The sequence below is a fragment of the Neobacillus mesonae genome (assembly GCF_001636315.1).
Taxonomy (GTDB): Bacteria; Bacillota; Bacilli; order Bacillales; family Cytobacillaceae; genus Neobacillus; species Neobacillus mesonae.
Map to the genome: position 1 here is coordinate 3,252,794 of NZ_KV440949.1, position 16,635 is coordinate 3,269,428.

The 16,635-nt window shown below is 41.5% G+C and carries 17 protein-coding genes; 11 read left to right on the forward strand and 6 right to left on the reverse strand.

Translation table 11 applies throughout. The annotated features are described in order from the left end of the window. Window positions 1-90: 90 nt before the first annotated feature. The 3 genes from A6749_RS15250 to A6749_RS15260 all read left to right on the forward strand — a co-directional run bounded on the left by A6749_RS15250 (window position 91) and on the right by A6749_RS15260 (window position 1,753). The gene (locus A6749_RS15250; RefSeq protein ID WP_066391184.1) at window positions 91-318 is read left to right on the forward strand and encodes a hypothetical protein; all 228 of its coding nucleotides are present in this window, start codon (window positions 91-93) and stop codon (window positions 316-318) included. Window positions 319-493: 175 nt separating this feature from the next. After that, window positions 494-1,012 carry a hypothetical protein gene (locus A6749_RS15255; protein WP_066391186.1) on the forward strand — a complete coding sequence of 173 codons (519 nt, stop codon included), beginning with the start codon at window positions 494-496 and terminating at the stop codon, window positions 1,010-1,012. A 183-nt stretch (window positions 1,013-1,195) separates the two neighbouring features. Then, entirely contained in the window at window positions 1,196-1,753 is a 558-nt protein-coding gene (locus tag A6749_RS15260) for a class I SAM-dependent methyltransferase (RefSeq protein ID WP_066391190.1), read from the forward strand. A 48-nt stretch (window positions 1,754-1,801) separates the two neighbouring features. Here the strand turns inward: A6749_RS15260 and A6749_RS15265 are convergent, their stop codons facing one another. After that, entirely contained in the window at window positions 1,802-2,011 is a 210-nt protein-coding gene (locus A6749_RS15265) for a YjzC family protein (RefSeq protein WP_066391194.1), read from the reverse strand. A gap of 207 nt (window positions 2,012-2,218) precedes the next feature. Between A6749_RS15265 and A6749_RS15270 the strand changes: the two genes are divergently transcribed. From A6749_RS15270 to A6749_RS15280, 3 genes are all read left to right on the forward strand, one after another. Next, the gene (locus A6749_RS15270; RefSeq protein WP_236719674.1) at window positions 2,219-3,646 is read left to right on the forward strand and encodes a leucyl aminopeptidase family protein; all 1,428 of its coding nucleotides are present in this window, start codon (window positions 2,219-2,221) and stop codon (window positions 3,644-3,646) included. Between the two features lie 138 nt (window positions 3,647-3,784). Continuing rightward, window positions 3,785-4,165: a VOC family protein gene (locus A6749_RS15275; RefSeq protein WP_407937510.1), complete on the forward strand. Its 381-nt coding sequence runs from the start codon at window positions 3,785-3,787 to the stop codon at window positions 4,163-4,165. Window positions 4,166-4,194: 29 nt separating this feature from the next. Further along, entirely contained in the window at window positions 4,195-5,655 is a 1,461-nt protein-coding gene (locus A6749_RS15280) for a protein adenylyltransferase SelO (RefSeq protein WP_066391197.1), read from the forward strand. A 196-nt stretch (window positions 5,656-5,851) separates the two neighbouring features. Here A6749_RS15280 and A6749_RS15285 read toward each other — a convergent pair whose 3' ends face one another. From A6749_RS15285 to A6749_RS15295, 3 genes are all read right to left on the reverse strand, one after another. Next, window positions 5,852-6,451, reverse strand: a complete 600-nt coding sequence (locus A6749_RS15285) for a hypothetical protein (protein WP_066391199.1) — start codon at window positions 6,449-6,451, stop codon at window positions 5,852-5,854. 107 nt (window positions 6,452-6,558) lie between these two features. Continuing rightward, entirely contained in the window at window positions 6,559-7,623 is a 1,065-nt protein-coding gene (locus tag A6749_RS15290) for a GIY-YIG nuclease family protein (RefSeq protein ID WP_066391201.1), read from the reverse strand. A 26-nt stretch (window positions 7,624-7,649) separates the two neighbouring features. Then, window positions 7,650-8,126, reverse strand: a complete 477-nt coding sequence (locus A6749_RS15295) for a glutathione peroxidase (protein ID WP_066391203.1) — start codon at window positions 8,124-8,126, stop codon at window positions 7,650-7,652. 249 nt (window positions 8,127-8,375) lie between these two features. On the opposite strand from A6749_RS15295, the gene A6749_RS15300 reads away from it, so the two are divergent. Continuing rightward, window positions 8,376-10,277, forward strand: coding sequence for a Xaa-Pro dipeptidyl-peptidase (locus A6749_RS15300; RefSeq protein WP_066391205.1), 1,902 nt, complete (start codon window positions 8,376-8,378; stop codon window positions 10,275-10,277). A gap of 75 nt (window positions 10,278-10,352) precedes the next feature. Here A6749_RS15300 and A6749_RS27695 read toward each other — a convergent pair. After that, a protein-coding gene (locus tag A6749_RS27695; protein ID WP_153042994.1) for an IS3 family transposase occupies window positions 10,353-11,701 on the reverse strand; the annotation gives its coding sequence in 2 pieces (ribosomal slippage) (window positions 10,353-11,257 and window positions 11,257-11,701; 1,350 coding nt in all). Window positions 11,702-11,883: 182 nt separating this feature from the next. On the opposite strand from A6749_RS27695, the gene A6749_RS15315 reads away from it, so the two are divergent. The 3 genes from A6749_RS15315 (at window position 11,884) to A6749_RS15325 (ending at window position 14,147) form a co-directional block, all read left to right on the forward strand. Continuing rightward, window positions 11,884-12,666, forward strand: a complete 783-nt coding sequence (locus A6749_RS15315; RefSeq protein ID WP_066391207.1) for an amino acid ABC transporter substrate-binding protein — start codon at window positions 11,884-11,886, stop codon at window positions 12,664-12,666. A 65-nt stretch (window positions 12,667-12,731) separates the two neighbouring features. Next, a complete protein-coding gene (locus tag A6749_RS15320) occupies window positions 12,732-13,391 on the forward strand; it encodes an amino acid ABC transporter permease (protein WP_066391214.1) in 660 nt (219 codons plus the stop codon). A 15-nt stretch (window positions 13,392-13,406) separates the two neighbouring features. Then, the gene (locus A6749_RS15325; RefSeq protein WP_066391217.1) at window positions 13,407-14,147 is read left to right on the forward strand and encodes an amino acid ABC transporter ATP-binding protein; all 741 of its coding nucleotides are present in this window, start codon (window positions 13,407-13,409) and stop codon (window positions 14,145-14,147) included. A 68-nt stretch (window positions 14,148-14,215) separates the two neighbouring features. On the opposite strand, the gene A6749_RS15330 is transcribed toward A6749_RS15325, so the two are convergent. Further along, a complete protein-coding gene (locus A6749_RS15330; RefSeq protein ID WP_066391219.1) occupies window positions 14,216-15,295 on the reverse strand; it encodes a serine hydrolase domain-containing protein in 1,080 nt (359 codons plus the stop codon). Window positions 15,296-15,516: 221 nt separating this feature from the next. On the opposite strand from A6749_RS15330, the gene A6749_RS15335 reads away from it, so the two are divergent. Next, the gene (locus A6749_RS15335) at window positions 15,517-16,626 is read left to right on the forward strand and encodes an FtsZ/tubulin family protein (protein WP_066391225.1); all 1,110 of its coding nucleotides are present in this window, start codon (window positions 15,517-15,519) and stop codon (window positions 16,624-16,626) included. Window positions 16,627-16,635 lie beyond the last annotated feature (9 nt).

Consider the following 16,635-nt stretch of genomic DNA (forward strand, 5'->3'; position numbering starts at 1 on the left):
GGTTTTTTGAAAAAAATATGAGGCGGAACATAAACCATAAAGTCCCAAAATACATATGCATAGAAGAAATTGATACTAAGGAGGGACATTATGGCAACACGCCCAAAAGCATTACAACGGGGAGATACAGTTGGGATTGTTACTCTAGCTAGTCCTTATCCATCTGAGTATATAAATCAGGCCGTAGCTACTCTTGAGAAGAGTGGATTTCAGGTTGTCGGAATTATCATCGGCGAATGTACCGATTGTATAGAGGCATACGGTAAGAGCTGGGACGATGTAATTCATGATTTTTTAGTACCGTTAGGAAGCCATTAATAAAAAATCTAACCACATCACATGGAGTATATAAAACAACCATCCCTATCGGTGCCAATATTAATCTTGACTCTAGGAATAATAAAATTACAATTCTTGAACCAACCGTAAGTTGGTAGCATGCTGCGTTAGCCATGCATAGACTATCGTGTATAAGATTGGAGGTTTTTACACAATGGCAGGTCCTTATATGTATAATTACAGACCTAATCCTTATTCTCCGTCCTACTATCAATACACATACCCATATCCTGCAACCTATTACGGGGGGCCTCCCCCAGGATACTGGCATACAGGCGGTCAGTTGGCTGGTCTTTATGCGAATGGACATGTAGGTGGCGGTAATGGAGTTGGATATAATGTTGGCGGACATTTAGGAGGACAGCACGGTCTAGGTGTTTATTCCAGTGGTCAGCTAGGAGGCGGACATGGTCTGGATATGCATGCGGTTGGTTCTTTAGGAGGTCAAAAAGGCCTTGGTGTTCAAGCGGGAAGCCAGTTGGGAGGCGGGCATGGACTTGGCCTTCATGCCGGCGGACAATTAGGCGGCCAGCATGGCTTAGGTGTTCAAGCTGGCGGCCATTTAGGCGGAGGACACGGATTAGGCGCACATGTCGGCGGAAAAGTAGGCAAATACAACGGCAACCTAGGCTTCCAGCTCGGAGGCAAAAAAGAATACGAATCATCATCCTAGAAGCATGGGCTCTCATGCTTCTTTTTTGCGGTTAATGAAACATGGGGACGGTTCTTCTGCCTCAATGTTCTTGTAATGAGGCAGGGGGACATGCTTTTTAATAAAAACTTAATAAATTCCTTCATTTTTTTTAAAGGTTTCTCCTTATACTAAAGTCATACTCAAAGTATGAGGTGAAGCGAAATGCAAATGATTTCATTTTTGAATGAATTTATCAAACATCCTAGAAGTATGGGGGCGGTGGCTCCTAGCTCTAAGAAATTGGCAAGGAAAATGGTGGATGTAATTAATTTTAATAAAGCGAAAACGATTGTAGAATTAGGCCCTGGGACAGGTTCGTTCACAAAGGAAATTATGAAATGGAAAAAGAAGAGCACCCTATTAATTCTTATTGAAATTAATGAAACGTTTGTCAGACGCCTGCGGAAGGAATACGCAAATGATACAAGTGTCCATGTTATTCACGGGTCCGCAGAAAATATAAGGAAATATCTAGGTGAGCTAAATCTGGCTGCAACCGATTATGTACTATCCGGATTGCCATTTACATCTTTACCATCCGGTGTATCCAAACGAATTTTACAAAACGTCAGAAATTCACTAACACCTAGGGGGAAGTTTATAACCTTCCAATATTCATTAGTGAAAAAAACATTTATCCAAAAGTATTTTCCGAGCATAAGAGCTAAAAAGGTATGGCTCAATCTTCCGCCTGCCTATGTACTATCCTGCAATAAATAGTGGAAGCACAAGAATTCGTCTCCTGTGCTTCACGCAAACCTTTTAAGCCTATTTTACTAACTGCCAGCGATGTTGACGATTCCTGGTTTTCTTTTTGCCTTTATGTTCAATTGTTACTGTGTATGGTTTTAATTCAGGTAATTTCTCCCCTTTCTTGACCTCTACACGCTGAGCCCTTTTCACTTCGCCGCCGCCATGTCCTACTTCAATGTAAGTTCCGGAAAGAGTTGCGGTTTCCCCTGATTTTAATGTCAGCACAAATAAACTCCCCTTTATTCTAATTTGTTTACTCCATAAATATATAGCTGGTAAATCGGAATTATGAGAGAAAATAAGGCTTCATTTGTGGACAATTCGTCCTTCGTCAATTGAGACATGGGGACGAAATAGTTAGATACCTGAATGAAGCACAAGAACCGTCCCCGTGTCTCACCCGTGTCACATTAAGAAGGATTTTCTCTTCGAATGGCGAAATATATGGTGATGAATGTTGAAAGGGGAATTTTTATGTCGATGGGAGCTTTGGTTGTTTTTTCGAGTGATTTGCGTTTTCAATCTGATGGTAAGGTGAAACAGTTTGTGGAGAATTGTTCAGCAGCTTTTACTACGTTGTTTCTTGATGGTGAATTAGTTGTTGCTGTGAAGGAGTGTGAGGAAGAGAAAAAGTCGTATGAAACGATTAGAATGACTGCAGGAGCGATTGCCCGTGAATTATGTAATCGTAAAGTAGAAAAAGCCGTCATTCAAGTGGAAGATTTGACGAAGGAATTCTCAAATTTAGACGCAGGAAAGTCTGTAGCGGCTTTTGTTGAAGGCTGGCATTTGGGTTCATATAAATTTATTACATACAAATCAGAAGAATGTGCTTTTAAAACAGAATTGCAGGTCAGAGGCGGAGCGGATGTTAAATCATCTATTGAGGCTGGGCAAATCCGTGCTGCGGCAGCCGCATTTTCCCGCGATTTAATGAATGAAGTTCCAAATGTGTTGAATCCAGAGACCTTCCCGGCCATGTTAACAGAGGAATTTGCGGGTACAGATGTCAAAGTAAATGTATTTCATAAAGAGAAGCTGGAGGAGCTGGAAATGAACGGCGTCTTAACGGTAGGGCGCGGCAGTAAATACAAGCCGGCCTTTGTTGAGCTTGTATACCAGACTGATGGGTCAAAGCCGCTGGTTGCTCTTGTTGGCAAAGGGGTAACGTTTGATACAGGCGGAATTAGTTTAAAAAGCGGCAGGGATTTAAGTGATATGCGCATGGATATGGGCGGAGCAGCCGCCGTTACCGGTGCGGTAAAACTTTTATCAGCAATACAAGCGAAAGTAAATGTTGTGGCCCTTATTCCAATCGTTGAAAATTCACCTGATAATACTTCGGTGCTCCCAGGTGAAATTATTCGTTATAAAAATGGCAAAACGGTTCAGGTCGGCAACACGGATGCGGAAGGACGCTTAATTTTAGCTGACGGTTTAATACGTGCAGGTGAATGGAATGCTCAATACGTTGTTGATATCGCAACATTAACTGGAGCCATTCATAATGCCCTTGGTTCAAAAATGGCAGGGGTTTTCGGTGATGAACAACTGTCGTTTGAAATGAAACAAATCGGCCGGGAAAATGGCGATTTTATTTGGCCGATGCCGTTAGTTGATGAATATGAGAAATATTTAAAAAGTGATTATGCTGATTTTTGCAATATCAGCTCCAAAGGAGAAGCAGGGTCGATCACAGCGGGACTATTCCTGCGCCGCTTCGTGCCTGAATCCTGCCGCTGGCTCCACGTGGACATGGCCGGCGTAATGGAAAGCGAAGAAACGGGATACTACCCAAAATCCGCAACAGGCTTCGGCGCCAGACTACTCGCCGATTATGTAACATATGTATCTAAGTAAGAGACATGGGGACGGTTCTTCTGCTTCATTGAAAGGAAGCAGGAGAACCGTCCCCATGCTTTATGACCCTGAAATTGCTTTTGGTATTTTGGGTTGATAAACTATTTTTAGGTTAAGCATAAAGAAGGGGAGATTTACATGATCATTAATAAGATTGGAAAAATTACTGTTTATGTAAAAGACCAAGAAGTGGCTAAGGATTTTTGGATAAATAAAGTTGGTTTTGTTTTAAAAATGGAGCAGCCAATGGGACCGGATTTCTCATGGATTGAAGTCGGACCAAGTGAAGATGAATTTACCACTTTAGTCCTTTATTCTAAGGAAGCAATGGAACAGCATGAGCCGTCTAAGGTAGCACATCCATCGATTCTTTTTAGCACTACAGAAATAGAATCAGCGTATAAGAAAATGAAACAAAATGGAGTAAAAGTCGGTGAAATGCTAAGAATGCCATTTGGCACCATGTTTTCATTTCAAGATCAGGAAGGAAATGAATACTTATTAAGGGAAGACAAATAGAGAAAAATAATAAAGAGGAAGCTGATACGATGGGAAAAGACCCAGGATGGAACTTTGATAATAGTTATGCCCGTCTGCCGAAATCCTTTTTTTCGAGTCAGAATCCACAGCCTGTTCGCTCGCCGAAATTAATTATTCTTAATGAACCATTGGCAGCGTCTCTTGGATTTGATCCTGAGTCCTTAAATAGCGAAGAAGGAACAGCAGTTTTTGCGGGCAATAAAATCCCCGAAGGTGCCTCACTTTTAGCTCAAGCTTACGCAGGGCATCAATTCGGTCATTTTACGATGCTAGGGGACGGCCGAGCAATGCTTCTTGGCGAACAAATCACCCCTTCAGGCGAACGCTTTGATATTCAGCTGAAAGGTTCAGGTAGAACACCGTACTCACGCGGCGGTGATGGGCGCGCTGCTCTTGGACCGATGTTGCGTGAATACATCATCAGTGAAGCTATGCATGCGCTTGGCACTCCTACCACCCGAAGCTTGGCGGTGGTAACAACCGGTGAATCCATCTACCGTGAAACTGAATTGCCTGGGGCTATTTTGACTAGAATCGCTGCCAGCCATCTACGTGTGGGTACGTTTGAATATGCTAGAAATTGGGGCACAGACCAGGATCTTCGGGCTTTGGCTAATTATGCAATAGAACGCCATTATCCTGACATCAACGGTGCCGAGAATCAATATCTGGCATTTCTTCAGGAATTGATCAAGCGTCAAGCTTCACTGATTGCCAAATGGCAGCTTGTAGGCTTTATCCACGGGGTCATGAACACCGACAACATGACTATTAGCGGGGAAACAATTGATTATGGTCCTTGCGCCTTCATGGATACCTATGACCCGGCTACAGTATTCAGTTCGATTGATGTTCAGGGCCGTTATGCTTATGGAAATCAGCCGTATATTGGCGGCTGGAATCTTGCCCGATTCGCTGAAGCTATCTTGCCGCTGTTGGATGAAGATGAGAAGCAAGCCGTCAAATTAGCTGAGGATGCCATTTCAGAATATGGTAAGCTGTATCAAGCAAATTGGCTTGTAGGAATGAGGGCAAAATTAGGGTTATTTAATGAAGAAGATGAGGACGAATCTTTAATTGAGGACCTGCTGAAGTTGATGGAAAAGCACCGTGCAGACTATACCAATACCTTTCGTGCGGTAACCTTTGACAGACATGAGGAAACGGGATTATTAGGCACGGAAGAATTTTCTCAGTGGCGGGAACGCTGGCAGACCAGACTAAGCAGGCAGGACGAATCAAAAGCAGACTCATATCAGTTAATGAAGAACTCCAACCCTGCTGTTATTCCAAGAAATCATCGGGTAGAAGAAGCGTTGGAAGCTGCAGTCAATCAAGAGGACTACGGTGTAATGGAACGACTGCTTAATGTTCTTTCAAACCCATACGCACACACACCAGAACAGGCCGACTATTGTACGTTACCGGCACCAACAAACCCACCATACCGCACATTCTGCGGAACATAAGGACGCATGGCGGCGGTTCTCCCGCTTCATTAGGTGCCCTAAATAAAGTTTAACTAAAAAAGGCATTTCACTTTTTAGTGAAATGCCTTTTTTACCTTATTACAGACAGTTTCCATGTTTGCTTGCCCCGTTTTGTCCTTAAGAAGCCATATAAAAGACAAATTCCGGCTATACAAGCCTCGTTGTGTCCTTAAGACTAAGCCGTCGCAGTACTTCTTCTCTCAAGCCACGTAACCCCAAGAAACAATACCCCTAATGCCACTCCGCATCCGATAACAAACCCGCCGCCGTGAATTAGGATTGCGGCAATCCACATGATGCTGAGAATAAAGTGGGCAGAACGCAATTTCTTTTTCCCTTTTTTATTCCGGTTAAGCAAATACCCATAGCCTGCCAGGAAAAGCAACAGTACCAAAGCGGCCGCTCCTGTGAGATTATCGGGTTTTTTGAAATCAGTAATTAAATAATAGCCGCCATGTATAACAACAAGCGCCAATGCAGCCCAGCCAAAATAAGTATGAAAGCTGAATACCTTCTTTGCTGCAATTTTTACGTACTTAAACGGTGATTTTAATTTTTTCTTTAATAAATACCATGAAAAACTAAGCGTCCCAACAATAATCGCTCCGTTTCCCAATAATTTAAAAATCCCGCCAGCTTCGTCATCATCGCCTTTAAACTTTTCATGATCAAGCTGATGATATAAAGGCTCATAATAAAGATAAAAAGCCAACAATGCAATGCATATCAGACCTGCTATAATGATAGGAAAATATCCTTGAAGCTTATTTTTCATTGGGATCCTCCCTTATATCTTTAGTATTAACCATAACTATAAAGGAGAATCCTTAATATTTTCTTAAGCTGACATTAAAAGGTGAGGAAACACGAGACCCGCTCTATTTACCGCAATAATTCCCTAAGCACATCTTCCAGCACCGTCTCCTCGGAAACAAGCCATTTTTCCGAAATCTCCCGATAGATACACTTGCCGCTTTCTAAGTAGCTATAGATAATTTGCGCTTCATCGATTTCTTCTTTACTGACTGTGTTTGGTAAACTTGGATCATCAGCCGTCAACCGATCTTTCAAATGTACCTTGATTGTGGGAATCAGTTCCTCAACATTTCCAAGCTCATATTTTTGACCAAATAAAATCTTGCTTCTTTTAATAAGAAATAGTTTAAACGAACGATCGGTTAAAAATTCAACCATCACAATGGTCTTATTTTCTTCCGTAAACTCAATGACCTTTTCCTTGTAAAGCAAAGAATGGATGGCTTCCAAAAAGTTGCGGTACTTTGCTGCGGTTTCGAACTCGAAATTCTCGGCAGCATGCAGCATTTTTTGTTTCATTCCCTCGAGAATCTCCAAATCTTCGCCTGTTAATAACGCAATGATCTTGTTAATCATCATCTTATACTGTCCGGCCGCAGAATCACCGAGACAAATACCCATGCATAAGCCCAAGGAATAGTTCAAGCAGGGGGAATGTGTTTTAGAAGAGCTGCTGCATAGAATTTTGCAAAACTCTTTTAATCCAACAACAGCCATTTCCACCGTATTTCTATTCTTAAAAGGGCCAAATCTCAAGCAATCTTTATTTGCGCAGGGGCCATTGGACACTTCAATCCTTGGATAGTTGTCCTCCATATGGACGTTGATAAAAGCATAAAGCTGCGGATTCTTCATTTGCCGATTAAAAAATGGCTTTATTTCATGGATAAGGCGGCATTCCAGCATGAAGGCTTCAAATTCGGTATCCGTTAGAATCACATCAAAATCTTTTATATTTTGTCTCAACTTTTCTACCTTTTTCGAATGGGCCTGCGAATTTTGAAAATAAGACTGGACCCGCCGCTTAAGATTCTTCGCCTTTCCCACATAGATGACGCTGCCATTAGCATCCTTCATAAGATAAACTCCGGGTGATAAGGGAAGCGCCTGTACCTTTTCTTTTAAAAACATATAAATCGCGCCTCTACTAAAATGATTTATAACAATTTTAGCACATCTGCTTCGATTTTCTTCGGATCCGTTGTCGGGGCGTAACGCTCGGCAACCTGCCCATTACGGTCGATTAAAAACTTGGTAAAGTTCCATTTTATTTTACTCGAAAGAATGCCCTTTTTCTGTTCAGTTAAAAATTTGAACAGCGGGTCAGCATCTCTTCCATTTACATCAATTTTGGCAAACATAGGAAAGGTAACACCATAGTTTACCTGACAAAACTCGGTGGTTTCCTTGATGTTTTCAAACTCCTGATTATTGAATTGTGCGCACGGAAATCCAAGGACCATCAAACCTTGTTCTTTATATTGTTCATATAATTGTTGCAGCCCTTTAAACTGTGGGGTGAATCCACATTTGCTGGCGGTATTGACGATGACGAGCACCTTTCCTTCATAGTCTCTTAAATCTTTCTTTGCACCGTCAGGCGTTTTTACTGAAAAATCATATACCGTACTCACAATCAAATCCCCCTAACGTCTAATTAAAATGGATTATACCATTTCGGATGGAAATAATCCTTCCATTAGGTGCCTCCATGGCCCATGGAACACCTTTTCAATAAACCTATTAATCCTTTTGGACTAGTTCTTGAATAGGTCTTAACTCCTGTTTTGATATTTTGGATAAAATTTATAAGAATTTCGAATATTCAATTATATAATAGGTATTGGTGTGAACCATTATTAATAGAAAAAGGGGGAAAAATCGTGAGGAAAAAGGTCTTATCCGCAGGTTTGTGCTCTGTTCTTTCACTATCATTACTGGCAAGCGCAAATCCATGGACGGTAAATGCTGAAGGTAAGCAGAGTCAGGCAGTCCAATCTTATGTCACTGGAAAGGGGACGGAATGGAAGGGAATCCCGCTTAACGGGTTAATACCGGAAACAGCCTCAGACGCTACAAAAATTGAACTGGAAAATGGCATGACGAAACCGATTTACTCTACCGATGATGCGATTGTAGAAAACTTGTTTGTCGAAACAGAGATTGATAGTGATAGAGATGGTAAGCGCGACCGTGTTTCGATTAAAGTCTATCGTCCGAAAACAGATCAGGGTGTTAAGGTGCCTGTCATTTATGAGATGAGTCCGTATCGCTCCGGTATTCTAAATGTTCCTGTCTTTAATGTCGATGTTGACTTAAATCCTGTTTCTCATCCCGGCAACGGCTTTGGCCGCGGCGGCAAGCCGTATGCTCTTGCAGAAGGACAAGCTGCCAATCTAGGTTCATTAGGAAATTACTATGTCCCTCGTGGCTATGGTGTCATTCTTGCAGAAAGTATCGGGACGGGGAAATCCGATGGCTGTCCGACAACAGGCGACGAACGGGAAATACTTGGGACAAAAGCTGTTATTGATTGGTTGAACGGCCGTGCGAAGGCGTTTACCGGGGATGGAAAAGAGGTCGCCGCCGATTGGTCGACTGGGAATGTCGGGATGACTGGCACTTCTTACAATGGAACATTGCCAAATGCTGTAGCGGCAACTGGTGTTGACGGCTTGAAGACTATTATTCCAGTAGCGGCTATCAGCAGCTGGTATGACTATTACCGTGCTAACGGAGCCGTTATCGCCCCAGGCGGATACCAAGGTGAAGACACAGATAATATGGCGGAAGCAGTATTAACGCGCATAAATCCGCAGGTTTGTAAAGATGTTATTGCCGAGCTTAAACGTGATCAAGATCGTGAAACAGGGGATTACAGCGAGTTTTGGGCACACCGTGATTATGTAAAGGATGCTGATAAAATAAAGGCAAGTGTCCTTGTTGTCCACGGGCTGAATGACTGGAACGTGAAGACGAAGCAGTTTGCCCAGTGGTGGGAAGCATTAGGGGAAAATAATGTCCCTCGCCGATTATGGCTGCATCAGGGCGGACATTCAGGCCCGTCCGGAAATAACTGGCCGCAATTACAAAATAAATGGTTTGACTATTACCTATACGGGATAGAAAACGGCGTTATGACTGAGCCGGCAGTTGATATCCAACGTGAAGATAGATCATGGACTAAGGAAGCAAGCTGGCCTGCACCAGGCACTGTTTCTACAAAACTTCATTTAACGGGCACCGGAAATGATTTAGGGGCAATGGTTTTAAATCCGGTTCCAAATCAGCCGCACAATAATCAAACGATTATTGATGCTCCGAAAACAAAGGCAAATACATTAATAGCCAATCCGGATTCAAATTCCCCGAACCGCCTAGCCTATTTAACACAGGAATTAACCGGGGATGTTCGGATCAGCGGAACACCTAAAGTGAGTATTCGTGCCAGCATTGACCGTCCAGTTGCGAACTTAACAGCCTTGCTCGTGGACTATAGCAGCGGAAATCCTGTCATAGTTTCACGCGGCTGGGTCGATCCGCAAAACCTCCATTCGGCTGATCGTTCGGAATCACTTGTGCCGGGAAGAGATTACACCTTCGAGTGGGCAATGGAGCCGAAGGACTATATCTTTAAAGCCGGACACCGTATCGGCGTTGTTTTGATCTCCAGCGATTTTGATTACACCATCCGCCCTGAAGCAGGTACAAAAATTACTGTGATTCCAACACGGAGCGAAATTACATTGCCAATCGTTGGCGGAAAGAACGCCTTTAATCAATAATTATTTAGAATACCAGTCTATTAAAAGGAGCCTTTTTCCATTATGATCTGAACCCAAAAAGTTAGACACTGAAATTTAGGCAGCTACCTGGGCATGAGTTCGGTATAGAACCGGACTCATGCCTTTTAATTTTGCCTTAATCCGTTTGTGATTATAGTAATAAATATATTTCTCTAATTCTACTTTAAAATGCTGCATACTCTCAAATTCTTTTAAATAGAGTAATTCAGACTTTAATAAGCCAAAGAAATTCTCCATGACTGCGTTATCTAAACAATTCCCCTTACGTGACATACTCTGAGTAATCCCACGTTCTTTTAAAGCATGTTGGTACTGCTTCATTTGATAATGCCAACCTTGATCAGAATGGAGGATGGGGGTGTCTCCGTCATTTAGACGTTTAAAAGCTTTATCCAGCATTTTTGAAACAAGTGGATAAACAGGACGCTTTTCTGTGTTAAAAGCGATGATTTCCCCGTTGTATAAATCTAGAATGGTGGATAAATATAGCTTCTCTCCATGTAGGTGGAATTCTGTTACATCCGTTACCCACTTCTCATTAGGCTTTGATGCTTTAAATTCACGCTCCAAAATATTAGGGGCAATTTTACCTACTTGCCCACGGTATGAACGATATTTTTTCATGCGTACAAGACATTTTAATCCCATTTCATTCATCAGGCGGCGAACAGTTTTATGATTAATTTGTAATCCTTGATTACGTAATTCCAACGTGATACGACGATATCCATATCGTCCTTGATGTTCCTCAAAAATATGATTAATTAGTTCTTTGACTTCCTTATATTTATCTGGACGATTCATTTGTTTAATCCAGTAATAATAGGTACTACGCGCAATACCAGCGACCTTTACTAGATCGATAACTTTAAATTCATGCCTTAATTCATATATTACTTGCGCTTTGTCTTGTTCCGTAATTTTTCTTTTTCTTGAATTAAGGCACTCAACTTTTTTAAATAGGCATTCTCCATACGTAAACGCTCAATTTCAGCGCGTAACGCTTTTTCAGATCCTTCCGCCGGTTGAGCTTTGTTTGTTTCTTTTTTCATGGATGAACGCCCCTTTGTCTTTGGTTGAAGAGCGTCAATCCCTTGAGTTTCAAATAAACACTTCCAATTCCCGACTGTTGTAGAGGCTGGAATGTTAAATGCTAAAGCTGCTTCATCGATGGACGCTCCCATCTCGTTTATATAATTTAGTACGTCCATTTTAAACTCTACTGGATAGTTTGTATATGTTTTGTGGAAAGCTGCTAATCCATGTTCACGATACTTAGCTACCCATTTTTTTAACATCGTAATATTTACACTATATTTTCCAGCTATATCTTTAAAGGATTCTACCCCCTCAAGGTAGTCATAAATAGCTTCTAGTTTGGTTTCTAAAGAATATTTAGTCATAAAAAACTGCACCTCCAATTGTTAGTTGTGTCTAACAATTGGGGTGCAGTTCATTAGTGGAAAAGGCTCTTTTTATTTACATAAGAATCTATTGTTTTTTAAAACATTATAGTGTTATAATATGCTAGCATGATAATATGGTAACGCACTAAAGTAAATTAACAAAAAGGGGCTCAATTCACATGAAACGTATAGCAACTTTCGTTTTAATAATTGCAGCTGTATTCTCCGTACTTACAGCCTGCTCAAGTAATACATCAGGATCGAAGGAAAAAGGTAAAACATTGGTTATTGGGGTAGACGATAAATTCGCGCCACTTGGTTTCCGGGATGAAAAGAACAATCTTGTCGGCTTCGATATTGATTATGCAAAGGCAGCCGCAAAAAAAATGGGCCTAGAAGCAAAATTCCAGCCAATCGACTGGAGCACAAAAGAGTCTGAACTAAGCAGCGGCCGGATTGACCTGATTTGGAATGGTTATACTATTACCGATGAAAGAAAGAAGAAAGTTCTTTTTACAAAGCCTTATTTAAAAAATGCTCAAGTAGTCGTGACAAAAGCTGGTTCAAACATTACAAAACTTGCTGATTTAGAGGGCAAAACTGTTGGCCTGCAGTCACTATCATCTGCTTCCGAAGCTTTGGATGCAAACCCAATTAAGTCAAAAATTAAAACAGTAACCGAGTTTAAAGATAACGTACTTGCATTAAATGATCTAAAAAGCGGCCGCTTGGACGCAGTCGTAATTGATGAGGTTGTCATTGATTACTACATGTCAAAACAAAAAGATACATTTAAAGTACTTGATGAAACCCTTGCACCTGAAGAATACGGCATTGGTGTGAAAAAAGGGAACGAGGAATTACTAACAAAGCTGCAGAAATCACTTGATCAATTGAATCAAGATGGTACGGCTGCTGAAATCTCGAAAAAATGGTTTGGAGAAAATAAGGTATTACACTAATATCTATATAAGGCAAAGCAGGATTTCCATGGGAAACCCTGTTTTGTTTTTGGAGGAATCCTTTTATGTCTTTAGAATATATCACTCAGATTTTAAAGCCGATGCTTCAAGGGGCACAAATGACGGTTCTTTTGTTCATTATTGCCATTGTTGTGTCCATTCCGCTTGGCTTTTTATTAACGCTTGCAGTCAGAAGCCCCATTAAGCCGCTTTCTTGGCTGGCACAGGCATATATTTACGTTATGCGGGGAACTCCGCTCTTGCTGCAGCTATTATTTATCTGTTTTGGCCTGCCGATGCTGCCGGTAATCGGAGAATATTTGGTGCTGGACCGCTTTGTCGCAGCATGTCTTGGATTTATTTTAAATTATGCCGCTTACTTTGCGGAGATTTTCCGCGGCGGTCTGCTTGCAATCGATAAAGGACAATATGAAGCCTCTCAAGTCCTCGGATTAAATAAATGGCAGATGACAACACGGGTTATTTTGCCGCAAATGTTCCGTATTGCCCTTCCGGCGGTGGCGAATGAGTCGGTAACGCTAGTCAAGGATACGGCGCTGCTTTATGCAGTGGCGGTACCGGAACTGCTGCACTTTGCCGAAACGGCCGTTAACCGCGACTTTACCATTGTTCCTTTTGTGGTTGCCGGAATTATTTATCTTATAATGACACTTTTATTGACCTTGGTGTTTAAATGGATTGAACGGCGCTTCAGATTTGAATAGGAAGGAGTGAGGAATGTGGCGTTTATTGAAGTTTCAAATATGAAAAAATCGTATGGCAAGCTGGATGTCTTAAAACAAATCAGTTTTGATGTGAATAAAAACGATGTGGTCGCCGTGATCGGTCCCTCGGGTTCCGGAAAAAGTACAATGCTCCGCAGCCTTGTTCATCTTGAAGAAGTAAATGGCGGCAGTATTCGAGTTGGCGATGATTATTTGGTTAAGGATGGAGTTTATTCCAAACCTCAGGAAATCAAGCAGATTACAACAAGGATGGGGATGGTATTCCAGCATTTTAATCTATTTCCCCATCTAACGGTTAAGGAGAATCTTGAGCTTGCTCCTCGATTAGTAAAAAGGGAGTCGGTGGCGGAAATTAAAAGCCGCAGTACAGACCTTTTAGAAAAGGTTGGCTTGATTGACCGCGCGAATGCTTACCCTGCAAATTTATCAGGGGGGCAAAAGCAGCGGGTTGCAATTGCCAGGGCACTGATGATGAATCCGGAAATTATGCTGTTTGATGAACCTACATCCGCACTCGACCCAGAACTGACAGGCGAGGTCCTCCAGGTTATGAAGCGCTTGGCGCAGGAGCATATGACAATGATTGTTGTCACTCACGAAATGGGATTTGCCAAAGAGGTAGCAAACCGGGTCATGTTCATGGATAATGGGGAAATCATCGAATCCGGGCATCCAGCTGAAATGTTTTCGAATCCTCAATTTGAACGGACAAAGGCCTTTTTAAGCAGGCAGTAGGAATATTCGAAAAACGCAATAGAATTAAATCATTTAAATAGAGTCAGTCCGCATACCGCGGACTGACTCTATTTAAGAATTCGATCAATCGTTTGAAGCATTAATTTAATTCCTTTTCGATTCAGGCGGAAATGATTCAGTCCACCGATTAAGTATGTTTCCGTAGCCGGGTGGTAAAACATAAATGTCCCTGTTGAGCCTGCATTCCCCCACACATTATATTTTTCCGGCATTAAGACCGGAATCGTTTTAAAATTCATTACCCCATAGCCGTAATCAATTCCGATGAAAAACTTACTGCAATTCTGCTTCATTTTTGCAATTGTGCTTTCGCTGATTAGTTCGTGCCGGACCAATGCCTTCATAAACTTGAGCAGGTCTTCATTTGTGGAAATAATACCACCGCCAGCATGCATAACGCTAAGGCATTTATAATCGGTGATATTAATATTATTTAGATATAAGTGGGCCAAAGGGGTGTCGCTGTTTTCAATTGGTTCAGAGAAGACCAAATAAGAGTGTTTCATCTCCAGCGGTTGAAAAATATACTCACGAAGCACCTCGCCATAAGGCTTATCAGTTACTTTCTCAATGATTAACCCTAAAAGATGGTAGCCAGTGTCGGAATAGTGAAATCCTTTTCCGGGAGGGGAATGTGGTTCTAGATGCTGCTTTGCCCAAATAATTCCCTCTTTAGCCGTCCAAGAACGTGATGGTTCCTCAAGGATAAGATCGACAAACGATTTACCTTGTTTGGGTTTGTCCTCAAAAAAGTCATGCAGCCCCGAGGTATGGTTCAATAAATGTTTTATTTTAATATCATTGGTGTAATCCGTTCCTTTATAAACATGTAAGTTTTCTAGGAGATCGGGTTCCAAATACCGAGCGATTGGATCTTCAAAAGAAATTATGCCCTTTTCTACTAAAATACTAGTAAGAACTGCTGAAATCAGTTTGCTGACACTGGCAATATAATATGGCTGTTGCGGATTGGCAGGCATGCTGCCAGTCGAACCTTCAGCCATATTTATATAGATATCATGTTTTTCGGAATTAACTAACATATAAGCATTGTATATCTGTGAATCTTTCTTTACGGTTTTTCGAAAAAGCTCTTCAATTGCGGCTGTTGTCTGAGCCGTTTTCATCCCACATCACACCCTCGAATTTTTAAAGTTCAATAAATAGGTTAATTTACCCATACTATAATATACTTGCCATTCTTAAAATATGTTGATTTTAAGAATTATAAAAAAAGCGTTGATATCAATTTACAATGATACACAAGGAGTCAATGTACAAATTTCTAATGTAAAAGTCTAATTTGATAAAACATGAGTATTATTTTAGTAAGAAAGGAAGTGATATGATGAAAACAATCGGCGTTTTGGGGGTGGGCCAGGCGGGCGGCAATATTGCCCAAATTGCAGCAACCATGGGCTTTCAAACCGCTCTAATTAACACGAACCAGAGGGACGGCATAGTCAATACAAAGGTCGAAAGAAAATTCTTTGTCCCCGGATATAATGGAGCTGGTCAAAATCGGTCTATAGGATTAAAGGCGGTTAATGAACATTACCGAGAACTCATTGACTTTGTGCAGAAATCTTTCAAAAACATAAAGCTTTTGTTAGTGGCTTTTTCTACTGACGGCGGTACTGGCTCGGGAATGAGCCCATTACTTATTGACCTGTTATTGGATAATATGCCAGGTGTCAACGTAGGTGCAATAGCGGTTGTTCCTGATCGCAATGTCCTAGCTGGTAACCGAATTAATGCAACTGAATGTATCACGGAGATCTCTAGAATTGATTCTCTTTCCTCGGTCTTCCTAGTTGACAATGACCAAATGCGAAAATTAAACCCACAATCCAGCAAACATCAAATCTATCTATCCTCTAATCAACAGGTCATGGAAGCCATTAACCATGTGCTGCAAATAACCCGGAAAAGCTCTTTTTACGGAAACTTTGATGAAACTGATATGATGAATATTTTGGCGACTAGAGGAGTAACAATTATTTCATCGGCAGCAATCACAGATGCAAAGACCACATCTGAGGTGGCAAGTAAAGTGCAGCAATCCTGGCTTAATTCCATTTTTTGCCCGGTTGAATCTGCAGGTGTCATTCGCGCTGGCTTAATTTATGAAGGATCGGAAAAAATGGCAAAGTTAATAAATGTCCCTGCCATTTTTGAGGCTGTCGGGGAGCCATTAGAATTGTTTGAAGGAACCTACATTACCGAAGCAGATCCGACCATAACTACGATTTTGGCGGGGCTTCCATTCCCAAGCCGTAGGATGGTTGCTATAGAGGAAACGCTTGAGAAAAACAAGGATCGGTTGCAAAACTTAGTAAGTAAGGAGTTTACTCAGAATTATGAGTCGAAAATACCTTGGGCTTCGAGTCTGAAAGCCAAACCGCAGGAGAGAAAAACGGGGAGTATTACGTCAAAGTTGTCGAAATATCAGAAGTAAGTATTTAAA

Bases quoted from the DNA above. Each gene is read 5' to 3' on its own strand.
- A6749_RS15250 (WP_066391184.1), top strand. From the start codon at position 91: ATGGCAACACGCCCAAAAGCATTACAACGGGGAGATACAGTTGGGATT.
- A6749_RS15255 (WP_066391186.1), top strand. From the start codon at position 494: ATGGCAGGTCCTTATATGTATAATTACAGACCTAATCCTTATTCTCCG.
- A6749_RS15260 (WP_066391190.1), top strand. From the start codon at position 1,196: ATGCAAATGATTTCATTTTTGAATGAATTTATCAAACATCCTAGAAGT.
- A6749_RS15270 (WP_236719674.1), top strand. From the start codon at position 2,219: ATGGCGAAATATATGGTGATGAATGTTGAAAGGGGAATTTTTATGTCG.
- A6749_RS15275 (WP_407937510.1), top strand. From the start codon at position 3,785: ATGATCATTAATAAGATTGGAAAAATTACTGTTTATGTAAAAGACCAA.
- A6749_RS15280 (WP_066391197.1), top strand. From the start codon at position 4,195: ATGGGAAAAGACCCAGGATGGAACTTTGATAATAGTTATGCCCGTCTG.
- A6749_RS15285 (WP_066391199.1), bottom strand. From the start codon at position 6,451: ATGAAAAATAAGCTTCAAGGATATTTTCCTATCATTATAGCAGGTCTG.
- A6749_RS15290 (WP_066391201.1), bottom strand. From the start codon at position 7,623: ATGTTTTTAAAAGAAAAGGTACAGGCGCTTCCCTTATCACCCGGAGTT.
- A6749_RS15315 (WP_066391207.1), top strand. From the start codon at position 11,884: ATGAAACGTATAGCAACTTTCGTTTTAATAATTGCAGCTGTATTCTCC.
- A6749_RS15320 (WP_066391214.1), top strand. From the start codon at position 12,732: ATGTCTTTAGAATATATCACTCAGATTTTAAAGCCGATGCTTCAAGGG.
- A6749_RS15330 (WP_066391219.1), bottom strand. From the start codon at position 15,295: ATGAAAACGGCTCAGACAACAGCCGCAATTGAAGAGCTTTTTCGAAAA.
- A6749_RS15335 (WP_066391225.1), top strand. From the start codon at position 15,517: ATGAAAACAATCGGCGTTTTGGGGGTGGGCCAGGCGGGCGGCAATATT.